Here is a 24,748-nt window from a genome sequence, read left to right as displayed (position 1 = left end):
GAGAGGGAGAGGCGATGGCCACCATCGTCGAGCGGTACAACGTTCCCAAGCAACACTTCTGGCTGCACGGACCGCGAACCGGCCGGCCTGTCGAGTACGACGCCGACACCGGTCTGTGGAGCGTCTACGGCTACCCGGAGCTGCAGGAGGTCCTCGGCGACCCCGCGACCTTCTCCTCCGACACCATGCGCGTCATGCCCAAGGGCCAGCTGCCCGACGACGAGGAGATCTCCTTGGCGGGCTTCATCACCCAGATCGACCCGCCGGAGCATGGCAAACTGCGCAAGCTGGTCAGCAGCGCCTTCACCCGCAAGGTCATCGCGGATCTCGAGCCGAGGATCGCCGCTCTCACCCGCGAGCTGCTCGACGCGGCCCGCGAGCGCGACCGGTTCGAGCTCGTGACCGACCTGGCCTACCCGCTTCCGGTCATCGTCATCGCGGAGCTGCTGGGCGTGCCCACCGGCGATCGCGCCCTGTTCAAGTACTGGGCCGACGCGCTGTTCCAGCGTGACGCCAAGCTCTCGCTCAAGGAGACCCCCGAAGAACGGGGCGTGGACGTGCAGACCGTGATGGCGGCGTGGCGGGACATGTTCGCCTACCTCGCCGACCACGCCGCGGAACGCCGGCGGCAGCCGCGCGCCGACCTGCTCACCAAGCTGGTCGAGGCCGAGGTCGACGGCGAGCGCCTGCCTGACGATCAGGTCGTCAACTTCGCGATGGTCCTGCTGCTGGCCGGGCACATCACCACGACGATGCTGCTCGGCAACACCGTGCTGTGCCTGGACGCCTTCCCCGAGCAGCAGGAAAGGGTACGCGCCGACCGCACGACGATCCCGGCCGTCATCGAGGAGTCGCTCCGCTATCTCACCCCGTTCGCCGGCCTCGTCCGCGCCACCATGCGCGAAGCCGAGCTCGGCGGTGTGACGATACCGGCCGACTGCCTGGTCATGTGCTGGCTGGCGACCGCCAACAGGGATGCCCGCCAGTTCCCCGACCCGGACGTCTTCGACCCGGGCCGCGACCCCAACCCGCATCTCGGCTTCGGCCGCGGCATCCATTTCTGCCTGGGCGCCCCCTTGGCCCGTCTGGAGGGGCGGGTCGCGCTGGACATCCTGCTCGACCGATTCCCTGCCCTGCGCACCGACCCCGACGACCCCGTGGACTTCATCCCCACCCCGACGATGACGGGAGTGCGCCGCCTTCCGCTGCTGCTCTGACCACGGCCCCGGTCTCAGTAGGGGTTGGCGACGACCAGGTCCTGTGCCGGGAAGAGTGTCAGCACCCGGCAGCCGTCCTGCGTGACCACGACCTCCTCCTCGATCCTGGCCGCCGAGAACCCGTCGCTCGCCGGACAGTACGTCTCCAGCGCGAACACCATCCCGGCCCGCAACTCGACCGGCTCCCGCATGCTGTTGAGCCGCGAGATGATCGGCCGCTCGTGCAGCCCCAGCCCCAGCCCGTGCCCGAACTGCAGCCCGAAAGCCGCCATCTCGTCCTCGAACCCGAAGAAGGGTCGCCTCCGGCCACACCGCCGCCACCTGATCGGTGTCCACCCCCGGCTTGATCATGGCGATCGACGCGTCCATCCACTCCCGCGCCCGCACGTACGCCTCCCGCTGCGCGGCGGTCGCGCTGCCGACCCCGAACGTTCGGTAGTAGCACGTGCGGTAGCCGTTGAAGGAGTGGATGATGTCGAAGAACGCCTGGTCGCCGGGGCGGATCAGCCGGTCGGAGAAGTTGTGGGAGTGCGGGTTGCAGCGTTCGCCGCTCACCGCGTTGATCGCTTCCACCTGGTCGGAGCCCATCTCGTAGAGTCGCATGAGCTGCTGCGCGTCCACCGCCCGCAGCCCCTGCCGTTGCCAGGTCCACCCCGGCCCTCGCCAGCCGCTCGGCCATGGGCGCTCCCATGCGGCCGGCGCCGATCCAGCCCACTCGTTTCCGTGTCATTCCGACGTGCCTTTCGCGCAGAGCCGCTGTGCCAGCCAGTCGGCGGTGTAGGGACGGTGCCAGGGCGCGAGGTCGGCGCAGCCGTGGTTGCCGTCCTCCAGCACGAGCAGCTCGCTGTCGCCGCCCGTCGCGGCGGCCAGCCGCTCGGCCTGCCGCCAGGGGATGAGCCGGTCCTTGCGCCCGAACACGACGAGCAGAGGCGCGATGATCGTGTGCGCCGTGCCTTCCAGGGTGAGGGTGTACGCGATGCGCCTGGCCTCCTCCTCGGTGCGGGCGCCCGACCTGACGCGGAAGGTGTCCCGGGTGAGCTGGGGCAGCCCGGACCAGCAGTCGCCGAAGTCGTACGGCCCGGCGAGCGCCACACACGCCTTGATCCGGTCGCCGGCCGCGGCGGTCACCCGGGGCGCGTAGTAGCCACCGAGGCTGACGCCCCACACCCCGATCCTGGCGGGGTCGATGCGCGGCTGGGCGCACAGCGCGTCGAGCAGCGCCTTGCCGGGCAGCGACCAGTCGGCCCTGATCGGCAGGTCGTACTCGGCCTCGCCCTGCCCGGGGCCGTCCACGGCGAACGTGGCCAGCCCCCGCTCCAGGAACAGCTGCTCGACCACGCGGTGCTCCTCCTTGGCCGAGTCCAGCCCGGAGAGCATGAGCACCGCCGGATGCGGCCCCGGCCCCGGCGGGACGCGCAGCACGCCGACGAGCCGGCCGGCCTCGAAGTCGATCTCGATGCGCCGCCCGGGTGGCGACAGGTGCGGCAGGGCGTCGTCGAGGCAGGTCACGGCCCGCCGATGGGCCCGCCGCATCTGGTCGAGGTCGGCCACGAACACGAACTTGGCGAAGTGGAAATAGAGCGCGGCCTGCGCCAGGTGTTGCCCGGCCGACAGCAGGCGGCCGGTGGCCAGCGCCTGCCTGCCGAGGGTCTCGTGCTCGGCGGCCACCGACGACCAGGCGGCGCACCAGCCATCCCAGGCGTCGAGGCCGCGCGTGATGCGCTCGAAGTCGGAGACGGTCACGCCGTTGGCGGTGAACCGGGGCGCCCAGTGCGCGATGGCGGCGGCGACTCGCTCGTCCACCGTGTCTCACCTCCCAGGTAGAGCGACGCGATCTCGGGGTTGTCGCGGACGGCGGCGGCCGTGCCGGCCAGGCGGACCCGGCCGCCTTCCATCACCACGCCGTGGGTGGCCAGCGCGAGCCCGAGCCGCACGTTCTGCTCGACGAGCAGAACGGTGGTGCCGGCCTCGTTGAGCCGGCGGATGACCTCGGCGTGCGGGTCTTCTGGGGGTTGTGCGGTCATGAGCGCCCTCCTTCGATGAGCTTCTCCGCCGCGCGCATGCTCGTTCCCCGCAAACGATTGCGCTGGCTTGGAGCATGCGTTTCACTGCAGTAACTGTCAAGAGGTTCAGCGGGGTTGTGCAAACGAGTGCGGGGCTGGGAGCGACCATGACGACACGACCGCTGGTGGTGGGCGCCTTCAGCCCGTCCGTGTTGCTGCGTACCGCTCGCCGCCTCGGCCTGCTCGCTCCCGACGTGCGGGAGGTCGCCGTCGCCTCCTCCCCCGCCCAGTTCGCCGCCCTGCTCGACGGCGAGATCGACGCGGCGCTGACCAGCCTCGACAACGTCATCGCCTACCGCCACGTGCCCGCGAACCCGCCGTACCTGGGCACGGTGTTGTGCGCCCTGGGCGCGAACCCCGCCGTACGCAGGCTCGCCACCGCCCTGCGTGAGACTACGCGGGCGATACTCGGCGGCGCGGCGGACGACGTCGTCATCGAGGAGGCCGCCGCCGCCCTCCGGACGTCGCCCGCCACCGCGCGAGCTCCGGCACGCTGCCTTCAGTGCTTGAAGGACCCGGACGACGGGCTCGTCGCCGACGGGCGCGCGGACCTTGCGTCCCTCTCCACGATCGTCGTGCTCCGGCGCCGCTACGGCTCGGCCCCGGACGGGGACCTGCTCACCCAGGGGCTCCTCGACCTAGGAGAAGATAGCGGCCGATGAGCAACCCGAACCCGTCATCGGCACCCACCCTCAGAGACGTCGCCGAGGCCGCCGGCGTGCACACGGCCACGGCCTCACGCGCGCTCAACCCGAAGACCCGCCAGCAGATCAGCGCCGAGACCGCCCGCCGGGTCATGCGCGCGGCCCAGGCGCTCGGCTACCAGCCCAACTCGGTGGCCCGCAGCCTCAAGACCTCCCGGTCCAGCACCGTGGGGCTGGTCATCCCCGACCTCACCAACCCGCTCTTCCCGCCGATCGTGCGCGGCGTGGAGAGCGTGCTGGAGTCCGACGGCTACAACGTGTGGATCGTCAACACCGACAACGACGAGGAGCGGGAGCGCGCCAAGATCGAGTCGCTGCGCTCCCGCCGGGTCGAGGGCCTCATCGTCGCCACCGCCCGCCTCGACCACCCGCTCCTCAGGCAACTCCACGAGCAGGGCGTCACCATGGTCCTGATCAACCGGCAGGTGCGCGACCTGCCCATTCCGGCCGTCACCGGGGACGACGCCACCGGGATCGCCGCCGCCGTACGCCACCTGGCCGGCCTCGGCCACACCAGGATCGCCCATCTGTCGGGGCCGCTCGGCACCTCCACCGGCCTGGTCAGGTCGCAGGCGTTCCGGCACGCCGTACGTGACCACGGCCTGGCCGACGACCTCGTGGTCGAGTGCGCCCGCTGGAGCGAGGACGACGGCGCCGCCGCCCTGCGCGCTCTCCTGTCGCGCACCACCGACTTCACCGCGGTCGTGGCCGGCAACGACCTCATCGCGCTCGGCTGCTACGACGTCTTCGCCGAACGCGGCCTGTCCTGCCCCGGCGACATCAGCGTCATCGGCTTCAACGACATGCCGTTCCTCGACAAGCTCCGCCCGCCGCTGACGACGGTCGCCGTGCCCCGCCACGAGCTGGGGGCCGAGGCCGCCCGCATGCTCCTGGACTGCATCGACGAGCCCGGCCGCCCGGCCCGTTCCCTGCTGCTGCCCGCGACCCTCGTCGTCCGCGGCTCCACCGCCGCGCCACCGCGCCGCGCCTGACCGGCCCCGCGTGGCTCACCGCAACGCGCTGCCGGCGGACACCACCATCCACTGGCACGGCATCAGGATCGACCCGCGCATGAACGGCGCGCTGCTCGACGACTGGCTGGACGGCATCGGCGGCACCCCCGACGACGCGCTGCGCCGGCTGATGCGCACGATGTGCCCGATTGCGCACATCGTACGCGACACGCTAGCGTGGTTCTCATGGCAGCAGACAAGCAGCCGCTCCCGTCGGTATGGGCGCGCCCGCGCAAGGAGCGGGAGCAGCCGGTCCTGAGCAGAGAGCACATCGTGGCCGAGGCCGTGCGGCTCCTCGACGAGGAGGGCATGGACGCCCTGAGCATGCGCCGCCTCGGCAGCAGGCTGGGCGCCGGCGCCACCTCGCTCTACCGGCACGTGACCAACAAGGACGAGCTGTTCGAGCTGGCCGTGGACGAGGTCTTCGGCGAGCTCACGCTGCCCGCGCCGGGCGATCCCGTTGCGTGGCGCGCCGCGGTGGCCGACGTCGCGCACGGGTTGCGGGCGGCGATCCTGCGCCACCCGTGGGTGGCCGCCAAACTCGGCGAGGCCGGGCTGTCCTACCTGGGGCCCAACGTGCTGCGCCGCTCCGAGCACCTGCTCTCCGTGTTCGAGGGCGCCGGCTTCGCGCTGCGGGAGGCCGATCGGGCCATGAACGCCGTGATCGCGTACGTGATGGGCGTCGCCACCAGCGAGGCCGCGTGGATCTCCATGGTCGTGCGCAGCGGGCAGAGCGCGGAGGAGTGGACCGAGCAGCTGTGGCCGGCAGCCGAGCAGGCCGTCCAGGACTTCCCCCGGCTCCGCGCCCTGTACGCCGAGCAGCGCGACGCCAAGCCGTCCGTGCAGAATGAGGACAACTTCGACTACGGCCTCCAGCGCATCCTCGACGGCCTGGAAGCCCGCCTCCGCACCACCGCCTCCGGCTGAGCCGCTCAGGTGGCCGCTTCGCCGCGGGCGAGTTTGGCGATGCCCTCGGCGATGCCCCGGCGATGCCCTCGGCGATGGCCGCCTTGAAGGCCGCGGCGACCGTGGTTCCGATGGGGTCCAGGGCCGCGATCTCCGCCGCCCGCTTGCGGTCCGTGCCGGGAAACGCCTCATATCTGATCAGCTGAGCACGCTGCGCTTCTCGTGGGTGATCGCGCCCCGCTCGGCGAGCCGCTCCAGCAGCCGGGCCCGCCGGTCGGGCGTGTAGATCGAGGTCCAGTAGTCGCCGAACTCGGGCGCCTGCTCGACCGCCGTCAGTCGGCCGAGCGTCCGGTCCAGTTCGGCATCGCCCACCGGCTCGGAGCCGGTCGCCTCGAGGCGGCCGTCCCGGAGCGCGAGGCGTCCCCGGACGGCCAGTTCGGCAAGCACGGCCGCGCTGAGCAGGTAGTCGAGGCTTTCCAGCTCCACGAGTGGCGAGCCGTTGGACCTGTAGGCGAGCAGGAGAAGTTCTTCCGCCAGGAGCAGGTCCATGGCCCAAGCCTGGCGCACGATGGGATTCGCGTGGCTGAGCCCGGCTCAGAAACTTGCGGCGTGACCCCGGGCTACGGAAGGATCTCCCCGGTCGAATCCCCCCGCGCCCCGGCGAGCACCCCCCGCCCTATGGCTGCATGACGACATGGAGAGGCTGTCGTGCGCACACAGGAGAGCATCGAGCAGTTCGGTTACCAGCAGGAGTTACGACGCGGGGTCGGACTGACCGACCTCGTCTTCTACGGCCTGGTGTTCATGGTGCCGATCGCGCCTTTCGCGATTTTCGGCCTCGTCTACCAGCACTCGGGAGGCATGCCGGCGCTGGCGTACCTCATCGGGATGATCGCGCTGCTGTTCACGGCGGCGTCGTACGCGCAGATGGTCAAGGCGTTCCCGCTGTCGGGGTCGGTCTACAACTACGCGGGCCGCGGCATCGCGCCGCCGGTCGGTTTCATGACCGGATGGATGGTGCTGCTCGACTACATCCTCGTCCCGTGCCTGCTCTACCTGGTGGCGTCCATCGCCATGAACTCCACCGTGCCGCAGGTGCCCGTGTGGGCCTGGCTGGTCATCTTCGTGGTCGTCAACATGGTGATCAACCTGCGCGGCATCCGGATGACGGTCAAGCTCACCCGCGTCATGATCGCGCTCGAGCTCGTCGTGCTGGCGTTGTTCCTGCTGATCGGCGTCTGGGCGCTGCTCCAGGGCAAGGGCCAGGGCTTCAGCCTCGCGCCGCTGTTCAATCCTGAGACGTTCTCCTGGCCGGTGATGTTCGCCGCGGTCTCGGTCGCGGTCCTGTCGTTCCTCGGCTTCGACGGCATCAGCATGCTGGTCGAGGAGTCCACCGGCGGCTCCGCCCAGGTGGGCCGGGCCATGCGGGTGGCGCTGGCGCTGGCCGGGGTGTTGTTCATCGCGCAGGTGTGGGTGGCCGCGCTGCTGGTGCCCGACCCCGCCGGGCTGCTGCGCGAAGGCAGCGACACCGCCTTCTACGACGCGGCGGCGCTCGCCGGCGGCGAGTGGCTCAGGCACGTCACCTCGACCGCCACCGCGCTCTCCTGGGGCCTGGCCAACACGCTGGTCGCTCAGGTCGCCGTGTCGCGCCTGCTCTACGCGATGGCGCGCGACAAGCAGCTGCCGTCGTTCCTGGCCAAGGTGTCGGTCCGGCACTCGGTGCCGTCCAACGCCATCATCCTCATCTCCGTGTTGTCCGTCGGGCTCGGGATCTGGATGTCCACCCGCACCGACGGCGTCGAACTCCTCTCCAGCCTGATCAACATGGGCGCCATGGTCGCGTTCGTGGTCCTGCACCTGTCCGTGATCGTCCACTACGAGGTCCGGATGCGCTCGGAGAACATGTGGTCGCACCTGCTCTCGCCGTTGATCGGAGTGGCGATCCTCGTGTTCGTCGTGATCAACGCCAACGTGATGGCGCAGGTGCTCGGCCTCGTCTGGCTCGGCCTCGGCATCCTGATGCTGCTCACCCTGTACGCCCTCGGCCGCCGTCCCACGCTGCACGGCATGAACGCCACATCGACCCGCCTGTAGCGAGCGAGCAAAGGATTCACGCCGCCATGAACCGGCCGCCGCTCCACCAGGACCTGTACCTCATCGCGCACGACCAGTCCGGCAAGCCCTTGACCCATCAGTCCTCGATGGCGCTCGGGCTGGCCGGGGCGGCGCTGCTCGATCTGGCCGTGGACGGGCGTGTCGCGGTCGCGAGGGGCCGGGTCGCGGTCTCCGGCCACGTCACCCGCAGCGGCGATCCGGTCATCGACGACATGCTCGCGCTCATCGCCGGCGAACCCGGGGACGTCCGAGCACCCGTCAAGAAGGTGGCCGAGAGCGCCTACGAGCGCACCCGGGCGGACCTGGTCGCGGCCGGCGTGCTGGTCCAGGTGACCAAGCGGGTGATGGGCGTGCTGCCGACCAGGCGTTACCAGCTCGCCGACGACGCCGCGGTGGTACGCGCCTCCTCGGGGGCACGGTCCGCGGTCGAAGGCTGGAAACAGCCGGACGCCCGGTGTGCGGCGTTGTGCGGGCTGATCGCCGTGCTCCGGCTGGAGGAGGAGCTCTACCTCGACCATCCGTCGAGTCAGCTCGTCGGCCGGCTCCGGGAGATCGCCCGCACCGGCTCGCGCGAGGTCGCGGAGCTGATCGGCGTGGTGGAAACGCTGGTCGCCGAAGCGGCTCTATCGGTATATCGCTGATTTATCGCCATACATGGACGATGCCCCAAAGGCGAGTTACGCTCCGCTCGCCAATACATGGGGGGAAACCATGAGCTACACGCTATTACGCGGCAATTTCGTCATCCGTTATCCGGACCTCCCGCGGCAGGGTCCGGAGCCCGACGGGGACACCGTGAAGTTCCTGCCCGACAACCCCGCACTGGTCGAGGCGCTGCCCCGGCACTCCGGCTCACCGCCGGACATCAACGGCCGCGGCATCTCCGTACGCCTGGAGGCCATCGACGCGCTGGAAACCCACTTCGGGGAGACCCACCAGGAACTGACGGGGGCCGAGGCGGCCAGGGACGAGCTGCTGCGCCTGCTCGGCTTCACCAACGTGGTCTTCTGGGATGACCTGCCGAACAAGGTCCGCTCCGCCGACCAGGACTCGATCCGCGGTCACGTGCTCACCAACGGCATCGACGCCAACGGCCGGCTGATCGCGTTCGTCTACGCGGGCGACCACCCGGGCGCGGACGGCTCCCGCGTGTTCCTGGACGGCCCGCTGGCCGACGCCTCCGTCAACGCCGCGCTGCTGAGCGCGGGGCTGGTCTATCCGGCGTTCTACGCGACGCTGCCCGCCGAGTTACGCACCCATCTGGCGGACGTGTCGGCGGCGGCCCGGCAGAAGGCGCTCCCCACCGGCATCTGGCCGCGTTCCACCGCCGACCCCGACGGCCCGGCTGTCATCGCCGACCTGGCCGCGGCCGAGCAGCTCGTGATGTGGCCCAAGCTCTTCCGCCGCATCGTGCCGTACCTCGCGGCGGGATTCCCCGACTTCGACGGCTTCGACGCCTGGTTGCGGGCCGACCCGGTGCACCGCGACGACGCGCTGTTCCTGATCGACAAGCTCGAACGGGGCAACCTGCACGACGTCGTCAAGGCCTCCGGCCGGCAGCTCCAGCTGACGGTGTGGCCGGAGGGGTTCATCATCAACCCCGATCCCGCGCCGCCGGGCTCGACCGTCAACCCGCCGCTCATCGCCGTGGGCGACGTGCTGATCGTGGCGGCCCTGCCCGATCCGGCGGGCGCCGACCGCGGCGCGGAGACGGTCACGTTGCTCAACGTCACGCCGGACCCGATCGACCTGGCGGGCTGGTGGTTGTCGGATACCGCGAACGCCCGCAAGGATCTGGGCGGCGCCGTGGCGGGCGGCACCACGCTGCGCGTGCCGCTCGACGGGTCGCTGCAACTCGGCAACCAGGGCGACGGCCTCGTCCTCGTCGACCCCCAGGGGAACACGATCGACCAGGTGAGCTACAAGGGCGACCGGGTCCGCGCGGGCCGCACCATCTGCTTCGGCCGCTGAAACTCCGGTTTCCCTGGCCAAGGACGGCCGCACGTCGGAGACTGGGCGTTCCGACCGGCGATACGAAGGAGTTCGCGATGTTCATGGCGCGGTACATGACACGTTCGATGCTCAGGTTCGCGGTGGGGGCGGCGGCGGGGTACGTGCTCGCGGTGCGCCCGTGGCATCTCCGCTGGGGCGCCGAGGACGGCGAGGTCTATGGCGAGATGGCGGGTGACGACATCGTCCGCACGCCGCAGTACCAGGCGACCCGCGCCATCACCGTCGACGCGCCTCCCGCGGCCGTCTGGCCCTGGGTGGTCCAGGTGAGCGGTTCCCCTGCACAGGAAGGCGCCACGACCGAGCAGCAAGGGCTCAAGGTCGGCGACACGCTGCGCTCAGGGCCTGACGGCGCCGGGTTCGTCGTGGAGCAAACCGATCCGCCGCACACGCTCGTGCTGGTGCATCGGGGCGAAGAGGCCATCACCACGTGCTCCATCTCGCTCCGGGAGATCGACGACGGGAGGACCAGGATGGTCTTCCGCGTCCGGATCAAGGCCGTGCCCGGCCTGAGCGGCACCGTCTATCTCGCCAGGATGGACCTGGCCGACTTCCTGACCGTGCGCAGGCAGATGCAGACGATCAAGTCGCGCGCCGAGTCCTCGCGCTGACCCGAACCCCGAGCGGCGCCGCCCCTTCCTTGGGACGGCGCCGCTCGGTATTGACGGACGACCTTTCTGGCAATTACGGTTCCGGCACGATCGGTGAAATATTCGCCACTTTTCCGAAACTTTCGGAGGCATCATGTTACGAGGACTTGTCGCGGTCGCCTTGCTCGGTCTCGTGGCGGTGAACCCGGCGCACGCGGCGGAAGCGCCGGCCATCACCGTGAACGAGCGCGTCACGCATCAGCAGATCGACGGCTTCGGCGTCTCGCAGGCGTTCCGGCGCAACGAGCTGCTCGAAGCGCTGACACCGGCACAGCAGCGGGAGATCCTCGACCTCTGGTTCGACCGGCAGAAGGGGGCCGGGCTCAGCATTCTGCGCCTCGGCATCGGCTCCTCCCCCGCGGGCAGCCCGTATGACCACATGGTGTCGATCCAGCCGGAGAACCCCGGCGGGCCGGACGCGCCGCCCAAGTACGTGTGGGACGGCGACGACAACAGCCAGGTCTGGGTGGCCAAGGAGGCCAAGGCGTACGGCGTGAAGAGGTTCTTCGCCGACGCCTGGAGCGCGCCCGGTTACATGAAGACCAACGGCGACGACAAGAACGGCGGAAACCTGCTGCCGGAGTGGGAGAAGGCGTACGCCGACTACTTGCTGGCGTACACGAAGTTCTACGCCCAGGAAGGCATCAAGATCACCGACCTCGGGTTCACGAACGAGCCCGACTGGACGGCCACGTACGCCTCCATGCGCTTCACCCCCGAGCAGGCCGCCCAGTTCGTCAAGGTGCTCGGCCCGATCACCAAGGGTCAGGTCAACCTGGTGTGCTGCGACTCGTTCGGGTGGAACCAGGCCAAGGCGTACACGGCGGCCATCGAGGCCGACCCCGAGGCCCGCCGCTGGGTGAAGACCCATACCGGCCACACCTACGCCAGCCCCGTGGACGCCCCGCTGCCGACCGGCAGGAAGTCCTGGATGTCGGAGTGGAACCCCAACGGCTCCACCTGGAACGAGGCCTGGGACGACGGCAGCGGCTACGACGGCTTCACGATCGCCCAGGCGATCCACGACGCGCTCACGCTGGGCGACGTCAGCGCCTACATTTACTGGCTCGGCGCCTCGCGCGGCACGACCAGGGCGTTCATGCAGGTCGACGACACGGCGAAGACGTACAAGGTGTCGAAGCGGTTGTGGGCGATGGCGGCCTACAGCCGGTTCATCCGGCCGGGCGCGGTCCGGGTGGACGCCGCGGCGGCGAACCCCGCACTGAAGGTCTCGGCCTTCCGCAACACGGACGGGTCGAAGGTGATCGTGGCGCTCAACACGAGCGCCGAGGCCGTCACGTGGGACGGCGTGCGCGGCCGGGCGACCGCGTACGTGACGAACAACGACAACTCGCTCACCCCGTCGGCCGTCACCGGCCGCACGGTGACCCTCCAGCCGCGGACACTCACCACCATCGTGGTCCGCTGACCGGCGGCGAGAGCCCGGCGCGGGTTTCCTCGGGCTCTCGCCGCTTCCCTGAGGTCAGCCCCATACCTCCTGGGCGGTCTCGACGATCAGGCGGAGCTTGGCGAACTGCTGGTCGGCCGTCAGCTCGTTGCCCTCCACCGTGGAGGAGAACCCGCACTGCGGCGACAGGCAGAGCTGGTCGAGGTCGATGAACTTGGCGGCCTCGTCGATGCGCCGCTTGAGCGTGTCCTTCGACTCCAGCTCCCCCCGCTTCGTCGTGACCAGCCCCAGCACGACCATCTTCCCCTTGGGCACGTACCGCAGCGGCTCGAACCCCCCGGACCGCTCGTCGTCGTACTCCAGGAAGAACCCGTCCACCTTCAGCTCCCCGAACAACGCCTCGGCGACGAAGTCGTAGCTGCCCGAGGCGGCCCAGGAGGAGCGGAAGTTGCCGCGGCACATGTGCGTCGTGATCGTCATCCCGGCCGGCTTGGCCGCCAGGGCGGCGTTGATCTGCTTGATGTAACGCAGGTGCATGTGCTCGGCGTCGTCGCCCCGCGACTCGAGCTCGGCCCGCTGCGCCGGGTCGTTCAGGTACGCCAGGCTGGTGTCGTCGAACTGCAGGTACGTGCACCCCAGCGCGCCGATCCTGCGTACCTGCTCGGCGTAGGCGGTGCTCAGGTCACGCCAGAACTCCTCGACGTCCGGATAGACCTTCGGGTCGATGGCGGCCGGCCCGCCGCGGTAGTGCACCATGCTGGGCGACGGGATGGTCAGCTTCGGCACGGCCGTGCTCACGGTGTCCCGCAGGAACGTGAAGTCGTCGGCGAAGATCGGCTGCTTGAGCTTGATCCGGTCGTGCACGCGCAGCGCCGCCGGGGTGAACTCGATGTCGCCCTGCTCGTTGTGGAAGCGCACCGTGATGTGCTCGTCAGCGGCCTGGCCGATGCCGCCGAGCCGGTAGATGAAGTCCATGTGCCAGGAGGCCCGCCGGAACTCCCCGTCGGTCGCGCTCTGCAGGCCGATCTCCTCCTGCCTGCGCACCACCTCTCGGACGGCCTCGTCCTCCGCCTCGCGCAGGTCGTCACCCGTGAGGCTCTCGCGGGCGCGGAGCAGGGACTGCGGGCGCAAGAGGCTGCCGACGTGGTCGGCACGGAAAGGCGGTGAGGTACGCATTGCGGATCAACTCCCGTAGAGCTTTCTGAGGGGGGATTTGAGCAACTTGCCCGCCGCATTCTTGGGCAGTTCGGGGACGAATTGCAGATATTTCGGGATTTTGAAGCGGGCCAATCGGCCGTCCAGGTGCTTCAGCACCTCCTCGGCCTCGGCTGTCGCACCTGGCCGCAACACGACCAGGGCCTTGCCCACTTCGCCCCACCGGTCGTCGGCGACGCCGATCACCGCGCACTCGGCGACCGCGGGGTGGCTGTAAAGGGCGTTCTCCACCTCGGCGGGGTAGATGTTCTCGCCGCCGGAGATGATCACGTCGTTGAGCCGGTCGGAGATGCGCACGTAGCCGTCCTCGTCGGCGACGCCGACGTCGCCGGAGCGGAACCAGCCGTCCGCCGAGAGCACCTTCGCGCTCTCCTCCGGGCGCCGCCAGTAGCCCGGCATGACGTTGGGTCCCTGGACGTAGACCTCGCCGGGCTCGCCGGGTGCCGCGTCGACGCCCTCGGGCGTGACCAGGCGCACGTCGGAGAAGAAGCACGGCACGCCGGCCGTGCCGGCCTTGTCGACGGAGTGCTCGGCCCCGAGGAAGAGCGCGCCCGGCGCGGTCTCGGTCATGCCGTAGCCCTGCAGGAACGTCAGCCCGCGCTCCTGGTAGGTCCGGATCAGCGGCAGCGGCACCGGCGCGCCGCCGCACAGCAGGTGGCGCAGGCTCGACAGGTCGGCCTTGGCCCAGCGCGGCGACTGGGCGAGGAAGCTGAACATCGACGGCACCCCGAACATCACCGTCACCCGTTCGGCCTCGATCAGGTCGAACGTGCGCTCCACGTCGAAGGACGGCTCCAGGACGGCCCGGCCGCCCTTGAGCACGGTGGGGATCAACGTCTGCGCCAGCGCCGCGATGTGGAACAGCGGGGCGCTGATCAGCGTCACCTCGTCGTGCGCGAGCGGCACGTCCACCAGCAGGTTGACGGTGTTCCAGATGAGGTTGGCGTGCGTGAGCATGGCGCCCTTGGGCCGTCCGGTGGTGCCGGAGGTGTACATGATCAGGCACACGTCGTCCTGGCCGACCGGCTCGTCGATCGCATCGGGCGACCCCGACGCCAGCAGGTCCTCGTACTCGGCGGCCCCGATGTGCCGGCCCGGGAGTCCTTCGCCGTCCCGGCCCTCGCCGAGCACCAGGACCGAGGCGTCCGCGTCCTCGAGGATGAACCGCAGCTCGGGCGTGGTCAGCCGGGTGTTGAGCGGCACGAACACCGCGCCCCGCAGCCCCGCCGCGAAGAACGTCTCAACCAGGGCGGGATGGTTCGGCCCGAGGTAGGCCACCCGGTCGCCGCGTCCCACGCCCAGCGCGGAGGCCAGCCGATAGGTCCGTTCGCGCAGCTCACGGTAGGTGTGGTCGCGCCCGCGGCAGGTCAGCGCCACCCGGTCGGGCGTCATGCGGGCCCTGCGTGCCGGCCATGATCCAAGCCCTTGGTTCCGCATCAGTGCTCCTCCAGGCTCAAGTTAGGCCACTAGGCGATCGCTGTCACCGTTCTGCAGAACTTTCGTCGGGGACCGTGTCGAGGAGCCGCGCGGCGATCATCGAGGCCTCCGGCCTGAACCGCTCGTGCAACGTGTGGCAGACCCGCTGGGCCTTCTCCGCGGGCCAGTCGTGCGGCAGGTACCGCAGCGGGAGCCGCGGGTCGGTCCTGATGATCTGCAGCCAGCCGGTGAGCAACGTCAGCGAGCGGGCCAGGTCGTCGGGCGCGTCGGGCGCGGGATCGGCCCCGTCCCAGCGGCGCAGGAACTCCCGGTAGCGTTCGCCCAGCCCGGCCAGGTCGTACGCGTCCCGTACCAGCGCCTGCATGTCGGTGGGCCGCCGCGGCTCGGCGGCGAACACCTTCACCTCCACCCCGGGCACCTCGGGGGCCTCCACCTCGCCGGGAGCGATCCACAACCCGTTCTGCAGCGGCCCGAAGCCGGCCCAGATGAGCCGCGAGCGCAGCTCGTGCCGCTGCCGCTGCCACGACGCGGGCAGCGAGAAGCCGATCAGCGTCCACCGGTCCGCGTCGGCGTCGTTGACGACGCCGCTGTGCCAGATGCGCCGCTCGCCGTCCTTGAGCACCTCGGTGCTGGTGGGGGTGAGGCCGAAGTACATGCGCCGCCCCGCGCGTTGCCGCCGCAGCAGCCCGCGGCGGACCATCCGGGTCAGCGTCGAGCGCGTCGCCTCCTCGGAGATGCCGACTTTGGCGAACGCCTCGATGAAGCTGCCCGAGGACACGCAGATCCCGCGACCGTATACGTGATCTCCGAGAAAGGTCAGAATCACCGACTGAGGCCGCACCGCCACCCCCACGGATGTTGGGCATTGTATTGACAGCCGTAATGTACCTGCCTACATTCAGGGCGACATCCGGCCCAGGAGGTCCTGATGCGCAGGCTTCTACCGTCTCTGGTCTGTCTCATGCTGGCCGTGGCCGCCTGTGGCGGGAATCCCGGCGGGTCAGGTGGTGACGGCCCGATCAAGGTGGGCCTCATCATCTCCCTGACCGGCAACTACACGCCGCTCGGCAGCGAGGACAAGAAGGCCGTGGAGCTGGCGGTCGAGCAGGTCAACGCCCAGGGCGGCTTACTGGGCCGCAAGGTCGAGCTGGTCACCCGGGACGACAAGACCGCCCCCGACCAGGGCATCGTGGCCTACAACCAGATCAAGGGCGAGATCGACGCGCTGATCGGGCCGGTGTTCTCCAACTCGGCGCTCGCGGTGGAGCCGCTCGCGCAGCGTGACAAGATGCCGTACCTGTCGCTGGCGCCCGCGCAGGAACAGGTCGAGCCGATCAAGTCGTACATCTTCGTCACGCCCGCCCTGTCCAGCATGTACGCCGAACGCTACCTGCAGTACATCCAGGCCCAGGGCATCAAGACGATCGCGGTGGCCTGGGACTCCAAGAGCGCGTACTCGGTCTCCGGCCACAAGTCCATGGTGGCGCTCGCGCCGAAGTACAACGTGACGATCGCCGTGGACGAGCCGTACGAGACCACGAACTCCGACTTCAGCGCGATGTTCCAGCACGTGCGCGACTCGGCCGCCGAGGCGCTGGTGTTCTGGGGCTCGGGCGCGCCCGGTGTGACGGCCGCCAAGCAGTATGTCGCCTCGGGGCTCAAGACGCCGCTGTTCCTGACCGCGTCACAGGCCAGCAAGTTGTGGCTGGAGCCCATGGGCAGCGCCGCCGAGGGCATGACCGTGCAGAGCGCCATCGGCGTCGTCGGCGAATACCTGCCCGCCGGCAAGCAGAAGCAGGTCATCGAGCAGATGGCCACGCCGTACCAGCAGAAGCACGGCTACCCGCCGCCGCAGTTCGCGCAGGACGGCTACAGCGCGAGCCTGCTGCTGTTCGAGGCGATCAGGAAGGCGAACAGCACCGACAAGACCAAGATCCAGCAAGCGCTCGAATCCATGGACCTGATCACCCCGAACGGCCGCTTCCGCTACTCCCCCACCGACCATTCCGGGCTCTCCCCCGAGTTCATCTCGGTCAACACGGTGAAGAACGGCAAGTTCGTGCCGACCGAGTGGGCGATGGAGCAGCTCACCAAGACCGTCACCGCGTCGGGGTAGCGCGTGCTCGCGATCACCGGGGTCTCCCGCTCCTTCGGGGGCGTCTACGCCGTCCGCGACGTGTCGTTGACCGTCGCGGACGGTGAGGTCTGCGGCATCATCGGCCCGAACGGGGCCGGCAAGTCCACGTTGTTCAACCTGATCACCGGGCATCTGGCGGCCGACCGCGGCGAGATCTCCTTCCTTGGACACCGGGTGGACCGGCTGCCGCCGCACCGGCGGGCCAGGCTCGGCATGTCGATCGTCTTCCAGGCGGCCCGGGTGTTCCGCGGCATGACGGTCAGGGAGAACGTCATGGTGGGCCTGCACGGGCGCACCGGCGCGGGCTTCGTGTCGGCCGCGCTGCGGCTGCCCCGGCACCGGCGTGACGAGCGGCTCATCGCGGCCGAGGCCTCGTCGGCTCTCGAACGCGTAGGGCTGGCCGACTGGGCGTCCCGGCCCGCCGACCGGCTGCCCATCGGCCAGCAACGGGCGCTCCAGCTCGCCCGCGCCCTGTGCGCCCGGCCCCGGCTCCTGCTGCTCGACGAGCCCGCCTCCGGGCTGCGCGGCGAGGAGCGCGAGCGGCTCGCCGTGCTGGTGGAGGAGCTGCGGGCAGGCGGGCTGACCATCCTGCTCATCGAGCACGACGTCGCCTTCGTGACCCGGCTCGCCGACCGGCTCGTGGTCCTCGACCTCGGCCAGGTCATCGCCGACGGCCCGCCCGCCGAGGTGCGGGCCGACCCGCTCGTGCTCGCGGCCTACCTCGGACATGCCTCATGATCGACGTCAGGGACCTGGTCGTCTCGTACGGCACCGCGACCGCTCTGGAGCACGTCACGCTGAACGTCGGCAAGGGCGAGATGGTGGCCCTGCTCGGGCCGAACGGCGCCGGCAAGTCGACGCTGGCCAACACGCTCGCGGGGTTGCTCAAACCCGTGTCCGGAACGGTGGAGATCGGCGGCCGCCTGGCGTTGATCCCGGAAGGCCGCCAGCTTTTTCCGGATTTGTCGGTCGCGGACAACCTGGCGCTGGGCGGCTGGCGCTCCGGCGAGCGCGATCCGTCCTTCGTCTACGACCTGCTGCCCCGGCTCACTTCGCTGGCGAGGCGGCAGGCGGGGGTGCTGTCGGGCGGCGAACAGCAGATGGTGGCGTTCGGCCGGGCCATGATGTCGCGCCCGTCCGTGCTCGTGGTGGACGAGCTGTCCCTGGGCCTGGCCCCGAACGTCACCGCCGACCTGGCCGACCACCTGGCCGAGCTGAACCGGTCGCAGGGCCTGACCGTGTTGCTCATCGAGCAGAACGCCCGTCTCGCCTTCGACCTGTGCCAGCGGGCTTACGTGCTGGAGGCGGGTCGCGTGGGGGCCGAGGGCGCATGCGCGGACCTGGCCGAGGACCCTCGCGTCGCCGGCGCGTACCTGGGCGGGGCGATCACATGAGCGCGTTCCTGACGTATCTGCTGAACGGGCTCGCGGTCGGCTGCGCGATCGCGCTCATCGCCAGCGGCCTGGTCGTCATCCACCGGGTCACCGGCGTGGTGAACTTCGCGCAAGGGACGTTCGCCGTGGTCGCCGGATTGTGCACGTCGTCGTTGCTCGGGCTCGGCTTCCCGCACGGGGCGAGCGAAGTGACGGCCGTGCTGGCGGCGGCGGTCGCGGGCCTGCTGACCGGCCTGGCGGCGATCGGCAAGCCGGGGGTGACCCCGCTGTCGTCGCTGATCGTCACCCTGGGCGTCGGCGTCCTCGCCTACGCGGTCGAGATCGTGTTGTGGGGCGACCAGCCGCGCTCGGCGCCCGGGCTGGCCGGATCCGTGACCGTGGCCGGCGCGCGGATCCAGACTCAGTACCTGCTGGTGATCGCGGTGACCGCACTGACCTTCGTCGCGCTGGCGATCTTCTTCGGTCGTACCTACCTGGGCAAGGCGCTGACCGCGTGCGCGTCGAACCCCTATGCCGCCCGCGTCGTCGGGATGGACACCCGCCGGATGGGTCTGATCGCCTTCGCGCTGGGCGGGCTGCTCGGCGGCATCGCCGGAGTCCTGGTGACGCCGTTGCGGCCGATCTCGTTCGACACCGACGTCACACTCATCGTGAACGGCTTCGCCGCCGCCGTCTTCGGCGCGCTGACCCGGCCCGTGATCACGTTGCTCGGGGCACTCCTGCTGGGCGTGGCCGAGACCATGGCCGCCGGGTACGGCTACGGCTCGCACCAGCTGGAGGTGGCGCTCGGCCTCATGCTCGTCGTCATGATCGTGCAGGCGAGCCGCCGCTCGGCGATCTCCCAGGAGTCCACATGATCCGGCTCGTGGCGGGTGTGCTGGTCGCCGCCGTCACCCTCGTGCTCCCGGCGATGCTGGACGACAGCGCGCTGGCCGTGTACATCCTGCTCGGCCTGGCCGCCATGGTCACGGTCGGAGTGTCGCTGCTCATGGGGTACGCCGGGCAGGTGTCGCTGGGCCAGGGCGCCTTCTACGCCATCGGCGCCTACACCGCCGCGCTGCTCGCCCTGGGCGGCGTGCCACCGCTGGCCGGGCTGATCGCCGCGCCCTTGGCCGCCGCGCTGTTCTCACTCGTCATCGGCATGCCGTTGCTGCGGCTGCGGGGACACCACCTGGCCTTCGCGACCCTGGCCATGCAGCTCATCCTCCTCTCCCTGGCCGGGCAGTTGGAGATCACCGGCGGCGACATCGGCCTGCAGGCCATCCCGCAGTTCTCCGTCGGGGCGTTCGAGGCGGGCAGTGCGGCCGCGTACGCGTACATGGCCTGGGGCGGGTTGGCGCTGGTGATGCTGGTGACGCACAACGTCGTCACCTCGCGACCGGGCCGCGCCCTGCGCGCGCTGGCCACCAGCGAGACCGCCGCCGCGTCGTCCGGCGTCCCGGTGGGACGCTACAAGCTGGTCGTCTTCGCCCTGTCGGCCGCCTTCGCCGGCCTCGCCGGCGGCATCTACTGCTTCTACACCGGCTACGTGGCGCCGGGCTCGTTCCCCGTGCTGATCTCGATCCAGTACATCGTCATGGCCGTGGTCGGCGGGCTCGGCACGATCTGGGGAGCCGTGGTCGGTGCGGGCGCGATAACGCTGCTGGTGCAGGGGCTCGACCAACTGGCCGGCCTGCCGGGCATGCCGTCGTACGCGCCGAGCGTCCTGTCGTACGCGGTGTACGCGCTCGTCCTGATCGTCGTCGTCCTGTTCATGCCACACGGCCTGGTCCCCGCCATCACGAACCGCCTCTCCAGAAAGCGGAGTGAGGCACCCGTGGAAACCCGCTCCTAGATCGACGTTCGATGATCTTGATCGCGACGGTCAGGCCTTACCGAGGTCGGTACAGTATGCGATCGTCGCATCATCCGCCGCCACCGCGTGACGCGCCTCCGCCTGCCGGACCCGATGGATGATTTCGGCGGGTCCGCTCGAAGCCAGGACGGTCATGACCCCTGGCCAGTCGGTGAGCCCGAACCGGTCCACGATGCGGCCGGCTCCATTGCTGAGCAGGACGGCACCGGTCAGCTCGGAGATCGGACAGCTTCCGGTGATCGCCTCGTCTGCCGCCCGCGCGTCATCCTTGGCCACCCAGAAGCCGCCCGGCTGGTTCCGGTTGGCACGCAGGTCTCCGAGGAGGCGGTGGTACTCGTCGCTCCCCTCGGCGGCGGCCTCGATCGCGGGCTGGTACGACTGGCTGATGATCACCTCCCGGGGATCGGAGACGACGAGCGGCGCACCGTCTGCTCTGTCGAGCACGAGGACCGAGTCGCCGAGCACCAGGTGCTCGATGAGGCCGTCGGACAGGCGCAGCATGGCGACGGTCGCCGACGGACTGATGGGGTCGGCGACGTCGCAGGTGTCCCGGTGATCGTCCGTCACCTGCTCGATGGCCTCGGCGAGCAGCGCCGAAAGGCTGCGGTCCCGTACGAGCGACAAGAGGCTGAGGAGGCTGCCGCCCAGGCGGCCGGCGTACCAGGCCACGCCGTGCCGGCAGATCGATTCAGTGCCGGGGATGCCGGCGCCGTCGACCAGCACCGCCGCCGTCGGCACGGCGCCGGTGAAGTCCTCGTTCGCGCGGCCGGCCCACGCCGCCGCGCTCGCCATCGTCACCCGCACGTGCTGCCGCCGCCCTCCCACCGATAAAGGCGTCGATCATAACAACCACCGACGCTGGCTCCGCCTGGGTGATGCCGACGCGGGCGAAACCCCTGAATGTACGGCCCGCCGGACAAACTTGCCCGTCTGGGGCGATCCGCCTGGAGGGCTAGGATTCCGCGCATGCAGCGTCCCCCCGCCCACAAGCTGGCTGTCGGTCTGCTCGCCATCCTCTGGCTCGGTCTCATCGGCGGCATCGTGCTCGTCTGGCGGAACGACGCCGCCCCCTTCGAGATTTTCGCGGGGGTGTTCTGGAGCTCGGTCTGGTATTTCTGGCTTGCCCGGGTCTGGCTGGGCGGGCCGATGGCGATCGGGCTGATGCGCAAGGCGCTCCTCGCGATCTGCCCCATCATGATCGGCGGCTCCGCCGTAGCCATCGGGATCACCGGTGGCAAGGTGTACCCGTCGCAGCTGATCGGGATTGCGGCCGCGCTGTGCGGAATCGCCGGCGGGGTGCTGCTCGGCCGCGAGGATGTCAGGCGGTGGAGCCAGTCCACCGTCCAGGCGACGGTGCTCCGCCAGCCGCCCGACGGAACCGCCTTCGACCTGCGGGCCGCCGCGCTCAGGCAGAACAAAGGCATGTTCGGCTGCCTGATGATCGTCATCGCCGCGGTCGTACTGATCGTGGTCGGCGTCATCGGCGAGATGCTGCCCGAGGACCGGGGGGTGAACGCCCCGGACTACATCGCCTTCATGGTCGGCGTGGTGCTGGTGGTGGCCATCGGCGTCGCCGGATATATCCGGATAAACCTGCAGGCCAAGGCCATGGGCGTACTGGCGGTCACCGAGCGGGGCATCAACGACCACCCTTGGTCCAGGCTCCGCTCGGTGGCCCTGTCATACGCGGGCGAAGCGGCGATCGTGGACGGGGTCCGCAGGTACCCGGGCGCGCGCCTCGACCTATCCCTCTACGACGAGCCGGACGAGCTCCACCTCGCCCTGCCCAACGACGCCAACCTGCACGGCTCGATCGCGGCGGCCCTGGCAACGCACTGCCCCGACGGCGTGTTCCTCGGCTGGGTCCAGCGGACCAACGAAACGCGTCCAGTCCGGTGAGCGCCTTACCCAGGGCCGGCATCGGCGCCGGCCGCGCCCGTCGCGCAACCAGAAATCGGTCAACCGCGCCCACCGGGATCGTCCAGACGATCCCCTACCTCCAAGCCGTCGAAGACAGCCGCCACTCAGAATGGAAAACGCTCAATATCCGGATTGTCCGCGAGGAACGGCACGGCTGACTCTGACGCCAGACATGCCGTTCCGTCCAAGCCGACGACAGCGCACCTCCGGAGAGGAGGAGGCGGGATTTACCAGTGGCCGCCCTTGTGGAGCTGGCCGCGGACCGCACCGTCAGGGAACTGCGCGGTGTGCAGGTTGGCGTACCAGTTCTTCGGGTTGTTCTTGATGCCCTTCAACAGGTTGGCGTCCTTGACGCGGACCCAGCCGAAGCTCGTGTTGCCGCGGGTCGTGCCGTTGGACAGCAGGTCGATGACGACCGGGCCGTTCTTGCCTGCCTTGCCCCGGTGGATGTGGAAGGCGGTGGGCTTGGCGACCTTCTTCCACTGGACGAAGTAGAAGAAACGATCGCCGTGGATGCGGAACTTCGCCACCGCCAGACCGTTGGAGTCGTTGACCTTCTTGCCGGCTTCCCGCACCTCGTTCTTCCCGAGGAGCACGCTGGCGAAGTAGTACTTCTTGGCCGCGCCGGCCACCTCAGCGCCGGCCACCGCGGTGCTCATCCCGGCTGGCAGCGAGGCGGCGGCCGCGGGGGCGGCTGCCACCGCGGCCAGCGCCGCGGTTGCCACGCCCGCGAGTGCACCGCCGATCACGCGCCGCCAGGAGATACGCCCGCCGCCGTTCTGCTCAAAAATGTTCACCGTGACCCCTATCTTGAGATTTCCTTACGGTTCGTGTCGAACGCTGGAGACGCTATAGGGGCCGGCATCCGGCGATCTGTGTAGAAGTACGCACACGCCCCACACGTGATCAGCGTCACATCGCTCGACATACGCGCCATTTCCGCGCATTTCGATAGCTCGCCGGTGCGACGGTCAGGCCGCTGCACAGCAGCCGGCGACGACGCATGCATCGGCGTTCATGCCGACAGGCTGCCCGGCCCTACTGACCACCTGACAGCCCGATCACCGCTCATTCGGCCGCCACCCCTCGCCCGCGCTCCAACACGGCGGCTCGGCGAGGCGAGGCCGCGGGGCGATCTGGCGCGTGATGGAAGTCCTCGGCCGGCACGGGATCCAGGCCAGCGTGCTGCTCAACGCCGACGTGTGCACGCACTACCCCCAGATCATCGAGGAGACCATCGAGATGGCCACCGGGCAGCGACCGCGCGGCTGGCTCGGCCCCGCGGTTACCGAGACGTTCCAGACGCCGTCCCTGCTGGCCGAGCTCGGCCTGAGCTATGTGCTGGACTGGACCAACGACGACCAGCCGTACCGAGTCCGCTGACAGCGGGCGGGTCATGGCGCTGGCGCTACACCCGTTGTCATCGGGCAGGCGTTCCGGGCCAAATACCTCGGCCAGCCGCTCGAGTACATCGCCGGCCACCCCGGCGTGTGGCTGACGACGAGCGACGAGTTCGCCGAACACTGCGCTCTAGGGCGACAGCCCGATCCGGTGGAGCGCCAGGACCCCGCGTCGGATATCTGATCGCCGAGCCTGAGCGCCAGAGATACGGCCACGGCGAGCTGGACACCGAACGCCTCGGCGGCGAGCAAGGCGGTCAGTCGGTGGTTGATCGCCGGTTCGCCGCTCTGGCCGCGATCATCGGGTCCGGATCATGCCGGCTTGTCTATCTCGTTCCTGCGCTTGTGATCACGCGGCCGTACCACGGCGACCGGGCAGGTCAGGTGGTGCAGCACCGCGTGGCTGACCGAGCCGAGCACCGCCGAGGCGAAGCCGCCCAGCCCGCGTGAACCCACGACCACCAGGTCGGCCGTACCGCCCGCCTCGATCAGGACGTTGACCGGGTGGCCGATCACGGTCTGATCGGTGATCACGACATCCGGGTTCGCGTCGCGCCAGCGGGCCACCCGCTCCTGCGCCGTCTCGGTCTCCTGCTCGTACGCGTCCTCCAGCAGATTGCTGTACGCGGCCGCATACGTCGAGACCACCGGAACCTGCCAGGCGTAGACGACATGCAACTGGACCTCGCGGGCACGGGCCTGGGTCACGGCGTACCGCATCGCAGCCTCGGAGTGCTCGGAGCCGTCGTATCCGACGACCACCCGCCCGTGCACCACCACCGAAGTCTTGCGTACGATCACCACCGGACCGGCGGCATGCCCGGCGACGCCCATGCCGACCGAGCCCAGCACCATACCGGCGAACCCTCCCAACCCCCGGCTGCCGAGCACCACGCTGTCGGCCGCGCCGGATTCGCCGATCAGGGTGTCGACCACGTTGCCGGACAGCAACTGCGTGGTCACCTCCACGCGGCGCGTCAGGTCCCGAGCCCGGTCGGCCGCCGCGGCCAGCGTTCCCGCACAGTACTTTGTCGTGTCCACGTGGTGGGGCCATGGTTCGCACACGTGTACGATCCGCATGCTCAGCCGCCGCCGCTGGGCGTCGGCGGCGGCCCACTCCACAGCCGCCGTCGCCGGTGCGGACCCATCCACGCCGATCACAATGTGTCCGGCCATCACGCATCTCCCCCCGGCTCTCACCTCCAGCCTCGCCCGACCCGGCTTACCGAGTGCCCAGTCACGAGCCCACGAAGCAGGGACGCTGGTCCTGAGCACAGCCTCGCCCGCGAGCCGGCAGCGAACGC

The 24,748-nt window shown here is 69.9% G+C and carries 27 protein-coding genes and 1 pseudogene; 17 read left to right on the top strand and 11 right to left on the bottom strand.

Going from position 1 to position 24,748, the window contains the following annotated elements:
* Nucleotides 1-14 precede the first annotated feature (14 nt).
* Nucleotides 15-1,217: a cytochrome P450 gene (locus tag EDD27_RS03610; RefSeq protein WP_127931060.1), complete on the top strand. Its 1,203-nt coding sequence runs from the start codon at nucleotides 15-17 to the stop codon at nucleotides 1,215-1,217.
* A gap of 14 nt (nucleotides 1,218-1,231) precedes the next feature.
* Here the strand turns inward: EDD27_RS03610 and EDD27_RS57615 are convergent, their stop codons facing one another.
* The 4 genes and pseudogenes from EDD27_RS57615 to EDD27_RS58530 all read right to left on the bottom strand — a co-directional run bounded on the left by EDD27_RS57615 (nucleotide 1,232) and on the right by EDD27_RS58530 (nucleotide 3,241).
* Complete coding sequence (locus EDD27_RS57615; protein WP_206641219.1) at nucleotides 1,232-1,489, bottom strand: M24 family metallopeptidase; 258 nt, start codon at nucleotides 1,487-1,489, stop codon at nucleotides 1,232-1,234.
* Between the two features lie 85 nt (nucleotides 1,490-1,574).
* A pseudogene (locus EDD27_RS58535) lies at nucleotides 1,575-1,805 on the bottom strand (M24 family metallopeptidase); the annotation flags it as partial.
* 138 nt (nucleotides 1,806-1,943) lie between these two features.
* Nucleotides 1,944-3,020: an alpha/beta hydrolase family protein gene (locus tag EDD27_RS03600; protein ID WP_127931059.1), complete on the bottom strand. Its 1,077-nt coding sequence runs from the start codon at nucleotides 3,018-3,020 to the stop codon at nucleotides 1,944-1,946.
* Nucleotides 2,957-3,241: a P-loop NTPase family protein gene (locus tag EDD27_RS58530; protein WP_206641218.1), complete on the bottom strand. Its 285-nt coding sequence runs from the start codon at nucleotides 3,239-3,241 to the stop codon at nucleotides 2,957-2,959. The genes EDD27_RS03600 and EDD27_RS58530 overlap by 64 nt, the downstream gene beginning before the upstream one ends.
* A 146-nt stretch (nucleotides 3,242-3,387) precedes the next feature.
* Here EDD27_RS58530 and EDD27_RS03590 point away from each other — a divergent pair, with 146 nt between their 5' ends.
* The 4 genes from EDD27_RS03590 to EDD27_RS03580 are packed head-to-tail and all read left to right on the top strand — an operon-like array spanning nucleotide 3,388 to nucleotide 5,924.
* Nucleotides 3,388-3,942, top strand: coding sequence for a hypothetical protein (locus EDD27_RS03590; RefSeq protein WP_127931058.1), 555 nt, complete (start codon nucleotides 3,388-3,390; stop codon nucleotides 3,940-3,942).
* A complete protein-coding gene (locus EDD27_RS03585) occupies nucleotides 3,939-4,976 on the top strand; it encodes a LacI family DNA-binding transcriptional regulator (RefSeq protein ID WP_127931057.1) in 1,038 nt (345 codons plus the stop codon). Before EDD27_RS03590 ends, EDD27_RS03585 begins: the two co-directional genes overlap by 4 nt.
* 10 nt (nucleotides 4,977-4,986) lie before the next feature.
* Entirely contained in the window at nucleotides 4,987-5,256 is a 270-nt protein-coding gene (locus EDD27_RS53895; protein ID WP_164903463.1) for a cupredoxin domain-containing protein, read from the top strand.
* The gene (locus EDD27_RS03580; protein ID WP_127931056.1) at nucleotides 5,184-5,924 is read left to right on the top strand and encodes a TetR/AcrR family transcriptional regulator; all 741 of its coding nucleotides are present in this window, start codon (nucleotides 5,184-5,186) and stop codon (nucleotides 5,922-5,924) included. The genes EDD27_RS53895 and EDD27_RS03580 overlap by 73 nt, the downstream gene beginning before the upstream one ends.
* A 177-nt stretch (nucleotides 5,925-6,101) precedes the next feature.
* On the opposite strand, the gene EDD27_RS03575 is transcribed toward EDD27_RS03580, so the two are convergent.
* Complete coding sequence (locus EDD27_RS03575) at nucleotides 6,102-6,452, bottom strand: GPP34 family phosphoprotein (protein ID WP_127931055.1); 351 nt, start codon at nucleotides 6,450-6,452, stop codon at nucleotides 6,102-6,104.
* Between the two features lie 159 nt (nucleotides 6,453-6,611).
* Here EDD27_RS03575 and EDD27_RS03570 point away from each other — a divergent pair, with 159 nt between their 5' ends.
* From EDD27_RS03570 to EDD27_RS03550, 5 genes are all read left to right on the top strand, one after another.
* The gene (locus EDD27_RS03570; protein ID WP_127931054.1) at nucleotides 6,612-7,997 is read left to right on the top strand and encodes an APC family permease; all 1,386 of its coding nucleotides are present in this window, start codon (nucleotides 6,612-6,614) and stop codon (nucleotides 7,995-7,997) included.
* A 26-nt stretch (nucleotides 7,998-8,023) separates the two neighbouring features.
* The gene (locus EDD27_RS03565; protein ID WP_127931053.1) at nucleotides 8,024-8,659 is read left to right on the top strand and encodes a GOLPH3/VPS74 family protein; all 636 of its coding nucleotides are present in this window, start codon (nucleotides 8,024-8,026) and stop codon (nucleotides 8,657-8,659) included.
* 70 nt (nucleotides 8,660-8,729) lie between these two features.
* Nucleotides 8,730-9,989: a lamin tail domain-containing protein gene (locus EDD27_RS03560; protein WP_127931052.1), complete on the top strand. Its 1,260-nt coding sequence runs from the start codon at nucleotides 8,730-8,732 to the stop codon at nucleotides 9,987-9,989.
* Nucleotides 9,990-10,066: 77 nt separating this feature from the next.
* Nucleotides 10,067-10,639 carry an SRPBCC family protein gene (locus EDD27_RS03555; RefSeq protein ID WP_127931051.1) on the top strand — a complete coding sequence of 191 codons (573 nt, stop codon included), beginning with the start codon at nucleotides 10,067-10,069 and terminating at the stop codon, nucleotides 10,637-10,639.
* A 133-nt stretch (nucleotides 10,640-10,772) separates the two neighbouring features.
* Nucleotides 10,773-12,107: a glycoside hydrolase family 30 protein gene (locus EDD27_RS03550; RefSeq protein WP_127931050.1), complete on the top strand. Its 1,335-nt coding sequence runs from the start codon at nucleotides 10,773-10,775 to the stop codon at nucleotides 12,105-12,107.
* 54 nt (nucleotides 12,108-12,161) lie between these two features.
* Here EDD27_RS03550 and EDD27_RS03545 read toward each other — a convergent pair whose 3' ends face one another.
* Genes EDD27_RS03545 through EDD27_RS03535 form a run of 3 tightly spaced genes read right to left on the bottom strand, consistent with a single transcriptional unit; the run spans nucleotide 12,162 to nucleotide 15,564 of the window.
* Complete coding sequence (locus tag EDD27_RS03545) at nucleotides 12,162-13,262, bottom strand: 5-methyltetrahydropteroyltriglutamate--homocysteine S-methyltransferase (RefSeq protein WP_127931049.1); 1,101 nt, start codon at nucleotides 13,260-13,262, stop codon at nucleotides 12,162-12,164.
* 6 nt (nucleotides 13,263-13,268) lie between these two features.
* Complete coding sequence (locus EDD27_RS03540) at nucleotides 13,269-14,738, bottom strand: acyl-CoA synthetase (protein WP_127931048.1); 1,470 nt, start codon at nucleotides 14,736-14,738, stop codon at nucleotides 13,269-13,271.
* A 43-nt stretch (nucleotides 14,739-14,781) separates the two neighbouring features.
* The gene (locus tag EDD27_RS03535; protein ID WP_421914674.1) at nucleotides 14,782-15,564 is read right to left on the bottom strand and encodes a PaaX family transcriptional regulator; all 783 of its coding nucleotides are present in this window, start codon (nucleotides 15,562-15,564) and stop codon (nucleotides 14,782-14,784) included.
* A gap of 102 nt (nucleotides 15,565-15,666) precedes the next feature.
* Between EDD27_RS03535 and EDD27_RS03530 the strand changes: the two genes are divergently transcribed.
* Genes EDD27_RS03530 through EDD27_RS03510 form a run of 5 tightly spaced genes read left to right on the top strand, consistent with a single transcriptional unit; the run spans nucleotide 15,667 to nucleotide 20,103 of the window.
* Nucleotides 15,667-16,854, top strand: coding sequence for an ABC transporter substrate-binding protein (locus tag EDD27_RS03530; protein ID WP_127931046.1), 1,188 nt, complete (start codon nucleotides 15,667-15,669; stop codon nucleotides 16,852-16,854).
* A 3-nt stretch (nucleotides 16,855-16,857) separates the two neighbouring features.
* Nucleotides 16,858-17,613, top strand: coding sequence for an ABC transporter ATP-binding protein (locus EDD27_RS03525; RefSeq protein WP_127931045.1), 756 nt, complete (start codon nucleotides 16,858-16,860; stop codon nucleotides 17,611-17,613).
* Nucleotides 17,610-18,269, top strand: coding sequence for an ABC transporter ATP-binding protein (locus EDD27_RS03520; RefSeq protein ID WP_127931044.1), 660 nt, complete (start codon nucleotides 17,610-17,612; stop codon nucleotides 18,267-18,269). The genes EDD27_RS03525 and EDD27_RS03520 overlap by 4 nt, the downstream gene beginning before the upstream one ends.
* A complete protein-coding gene (locus EDD27_RS03515) occupies nucleotides 18,266-19,126 on the top strand; it encodes a branched-chain amino acid ABC transporter permease (protein WP_127931043.1) in 861 nt (286 codons plus the stop codon). Before EDD27_RS03520 ends, EDD27_RS03515 begins: the two co-directional genes overlap by 4 nt.
* Nucleotides 19,123-20,103: a branched-chain amino acid ABC transporter permease gene (locus EDD27_RS03510; RefSeq protein ID WP_127931042.1), complete on the top strand. Its 981-nt coding sequence runs from the start codon at nucleotides 19,123-19,125 to the stop codon at nucleotides 20,101-20,103. The genes EDD27_RS03515 and EDD27_RS03510 overlap by 4 nt, the downstream gene beginning before the upstream one ends.
* Before the next feature lie 30 nt (nucleotides 20,104-20,133).
* On the opposite strand, the gene EDD27_RS03505 is transcribed toward EDD27_RS03510, so the two are convergent.
* Nucleotides 20,134-20,928 carry an integrase gene (locus EDD27_RS03505; protein ID WP_206641217.1) on the bottom strand — a complete coding sequence of 265 codons (795 nt, stop codon included), beginning with the start codon at nucleotides 20,926-20,928 and terminating at the stop codon, nucleotides 20,134-20,136.
* A gap of 162 nt (nucleotides 20,929-21,090) precedes the next feature.
* On the opposite strand from EDD27_RS03505, the gene EDD27_RS03500 reads away from it, so the two are divergent.
* Nucleotides 21,091-22,023, top strand: a complete 933-nt coding sequence (locus EDD27_RS03500; RefSeq protein ID WP_127931041.1) for a hypothetical protein — start codon at nucleotides 21,091-21,093, stop codon at nucleotides 22,021-22,023.
* 248 nt (nucleotides 22,024-22,271) lie between these two features.
* Here EDD27_RS03500 and EDD27_RS03495 read toward each other — a convergent pair whose 3' ends face one another.
* On the bottom strand, nucleotides 22,272-22,841 hold the full coding sequence (locus tag EDD27_RS03495; protein ID WP_127931040.1) for a CHRD domain-containing protein: 570 nt from the start codon (nucleotides 22,839-22,841) through the stop codon (nucleotides 22,272-22,274).
* 346 nt (nucleotides 22,842-23,187) lie between these two features.
* On the opposite strand from EDD27_RS03495, the gene EDD27_RS55265 reads away from it, so the two are divergent.
* Complete coding sequence (locus EDD27_RS55265) at nucleotides 23,188-23,427, top strand: polysaccharide deacetylase family protein (protein ID WP_206641216.1); 240 nt, start codon at nucleotides 23,188-23,190, stop codon at nucleotides 23,425-23,427.
* A 329-nt stretch (nucleotides 23,428-23,756) separates the two neighbouring features.
* On the opposite strand, the gene EDD27_RS03485 is transcribed toward EDD27_RS55265, so the two are convergent.
* Nucleotides 23,757-24,620: a universal stress protein gene (locus tag EDD27_RS03485; RefSeq protein WP_127931039.1), complete on the bottom strand. Its 864-nt coding sequence runs from the start codon at nucleotides 24,618-24,620 to the stop codon at nucleotides 23,757-23,759.
* Nucleotides 24,621-24,748 lie beyond the last annotated feature (128 nt).

Source organism: Nonomuraea polychroma (assembly GCF_004011505.1).
Taxonomy (GTDB): Bacteria; Actinomycetota; Actinomycetes; order Streptosporangiales; family Streptosporangiaceae; genus Nonomuraea; species Nonomuraea polychroma.
The sequence above is the reverse complement of the archived record's forward strand: the minus strand, read 5'-3'. Positions and strand labels throughout refer to the sequence as shown.

What these genes read in the sequence shown, in the direction of transcription:
- EDD27_RS03610 (WP_127931060.1), top strand. Translation starts at nt 15, where the DNA reads ATGGCCACCATCGTCGAGCGGTACAACGTTCCCAAGCAACACTTCTGG.
- EDD27_RS57615 (WP_206641219.1), bottom strand. Translation starts at nt 1,489, where the DNA reads ATGGCGGCTTTCGGGCTGCAGTTCGGGCACGGGCTGGGGCTGGGGCTG.
- EDD27_RS58530 (WP_206641218.1), bottom strand. Translation starts at nt 3,241, where the DNA reads ATGACCGCACAACCCCCAGAAGACCCGCACGCCGAGGTCATCCGCCGG.
- EDD27_RS03590 (WP_127931058.1), top strand. Translation starts at nt 3,388, where the DNA reads ATGACGACACGACCGCTGGTGGTGGGCGCCTTCAGCCCGTCCGTGTTG.
- EDD27_RS03585 (WP_127931057.1), top strand. Translation starts at nt 3,939, where the DNA reads ATGAGCAACCCGAACCCGTCATCGGCACCCACCCTCAGAGACGTCGCC.
- EDD27_RS03580 (WP_127931056.1), top strand. Translation starts at nt 5,184, where the DNA reads ATGGCAGCAGACAAGCAGCCGCTCCCGTCGGTATGGGCGCGCCCGCGC.
- EDD27_RS03575 (WP_127931055.1), bottom strand. Translation starts at nt 6,452, where the DNA reads ATGGACCTGCTCCTGGCGGAAGAACTTCTCCTGCTCGCCTACAGGTCC.
- EDD27_RS03565 (WP_127931053.1), top strand. Translation starts at nt 8,024, where the DNA reads ATGAACCGGCCGCCGCTCCACCAGGACCTGTACCTCATCGCGCACGAC.
- EDD27_RS03560 (WP_127931052.1), top strand. Translation starts at nt 8,730, where the DNA reads ATGAGCTACACGCTATTACGCGGCAATTTCGTCATCCGTTATCCGGAC.
- EDD27_RS03555 (WP_127931051.1), top strand. Translation starts at nt 10,067, where the DNA reads ATGTTCATGGCGCGGTACATGACACGTTCGATGCTCAGGTTCGCGGTG.
- EDD27_RS03550 (WP_127931050.1), top strand. Translation starts at nt 10,773, where the DNA reads ATGTTACGAGGACTTGTCGCGGTCGCCTTGCTCGGTCTCGTGGCGGTG.
- EDD27_RS03545 (WP_127931049.1), bottom strand. Translation starts at nt 13,262, where the DNA reads ATGCGTACCTCACCGCCTTTCCGTGCCGACCACGTCGGCAGCCTCTTG.
- EDD27_RS03540 (WP_127931048.1), bottom strand. Translation starts at nt 14,738, where the DNA reads ATGCGGAACCAAGGGCTTGGATCATGGCCGGCACGCAGGGCCCGCATG.
- EDD27_RS03530 (WP_127931046.1), top strand. Translation starts at nt 15,667, where the DNA reads ATGCGCAGGCTTCTACCGTCTCTGGTCTGTCTCATGCTGGCCGTGGCC.
- EDD27_RS03520 (WP_127931044.1), top strand. Translation starts at nt 17,610, where the DNA reads ATGATCGACGTCAGGGACCTGGTCGTCTCGTACGGCACCGCGACCGCT.
- EDD27_RS03515 (WP_127931043.1), top strand. Translation starts at nt 18,266, where the DNA reads ATGAGCGCGTTCCTGACGTATCTGCTGAACGGGCTCGCGGTCGGCTGC.
- EDD27_RS03510 (WP_127931042.1), top strand. Translation starts at nt 19,123, where the DNA reads ATGATCCGGCTCGTGGCGGGTGTGCTGGTCGCCGCCGTCACCCTCGTG.
- EDD27_RS03500 (WP_127931041.1), top strand. Translation starts at nt 21,091, where the DNA reads ATGCAGCGTCCCCCCGCCCACAAGCTGGCTGTCGGTCTGCTCGCCATC.
- EDD27_RS03485 (WP_127931039.1), bottom strand. Translation starts at nt 24,620, where the DNA reads ATGGCCGGACACATTGTGATCGGCGTGGATGGGTCCGCACCGGCGACG.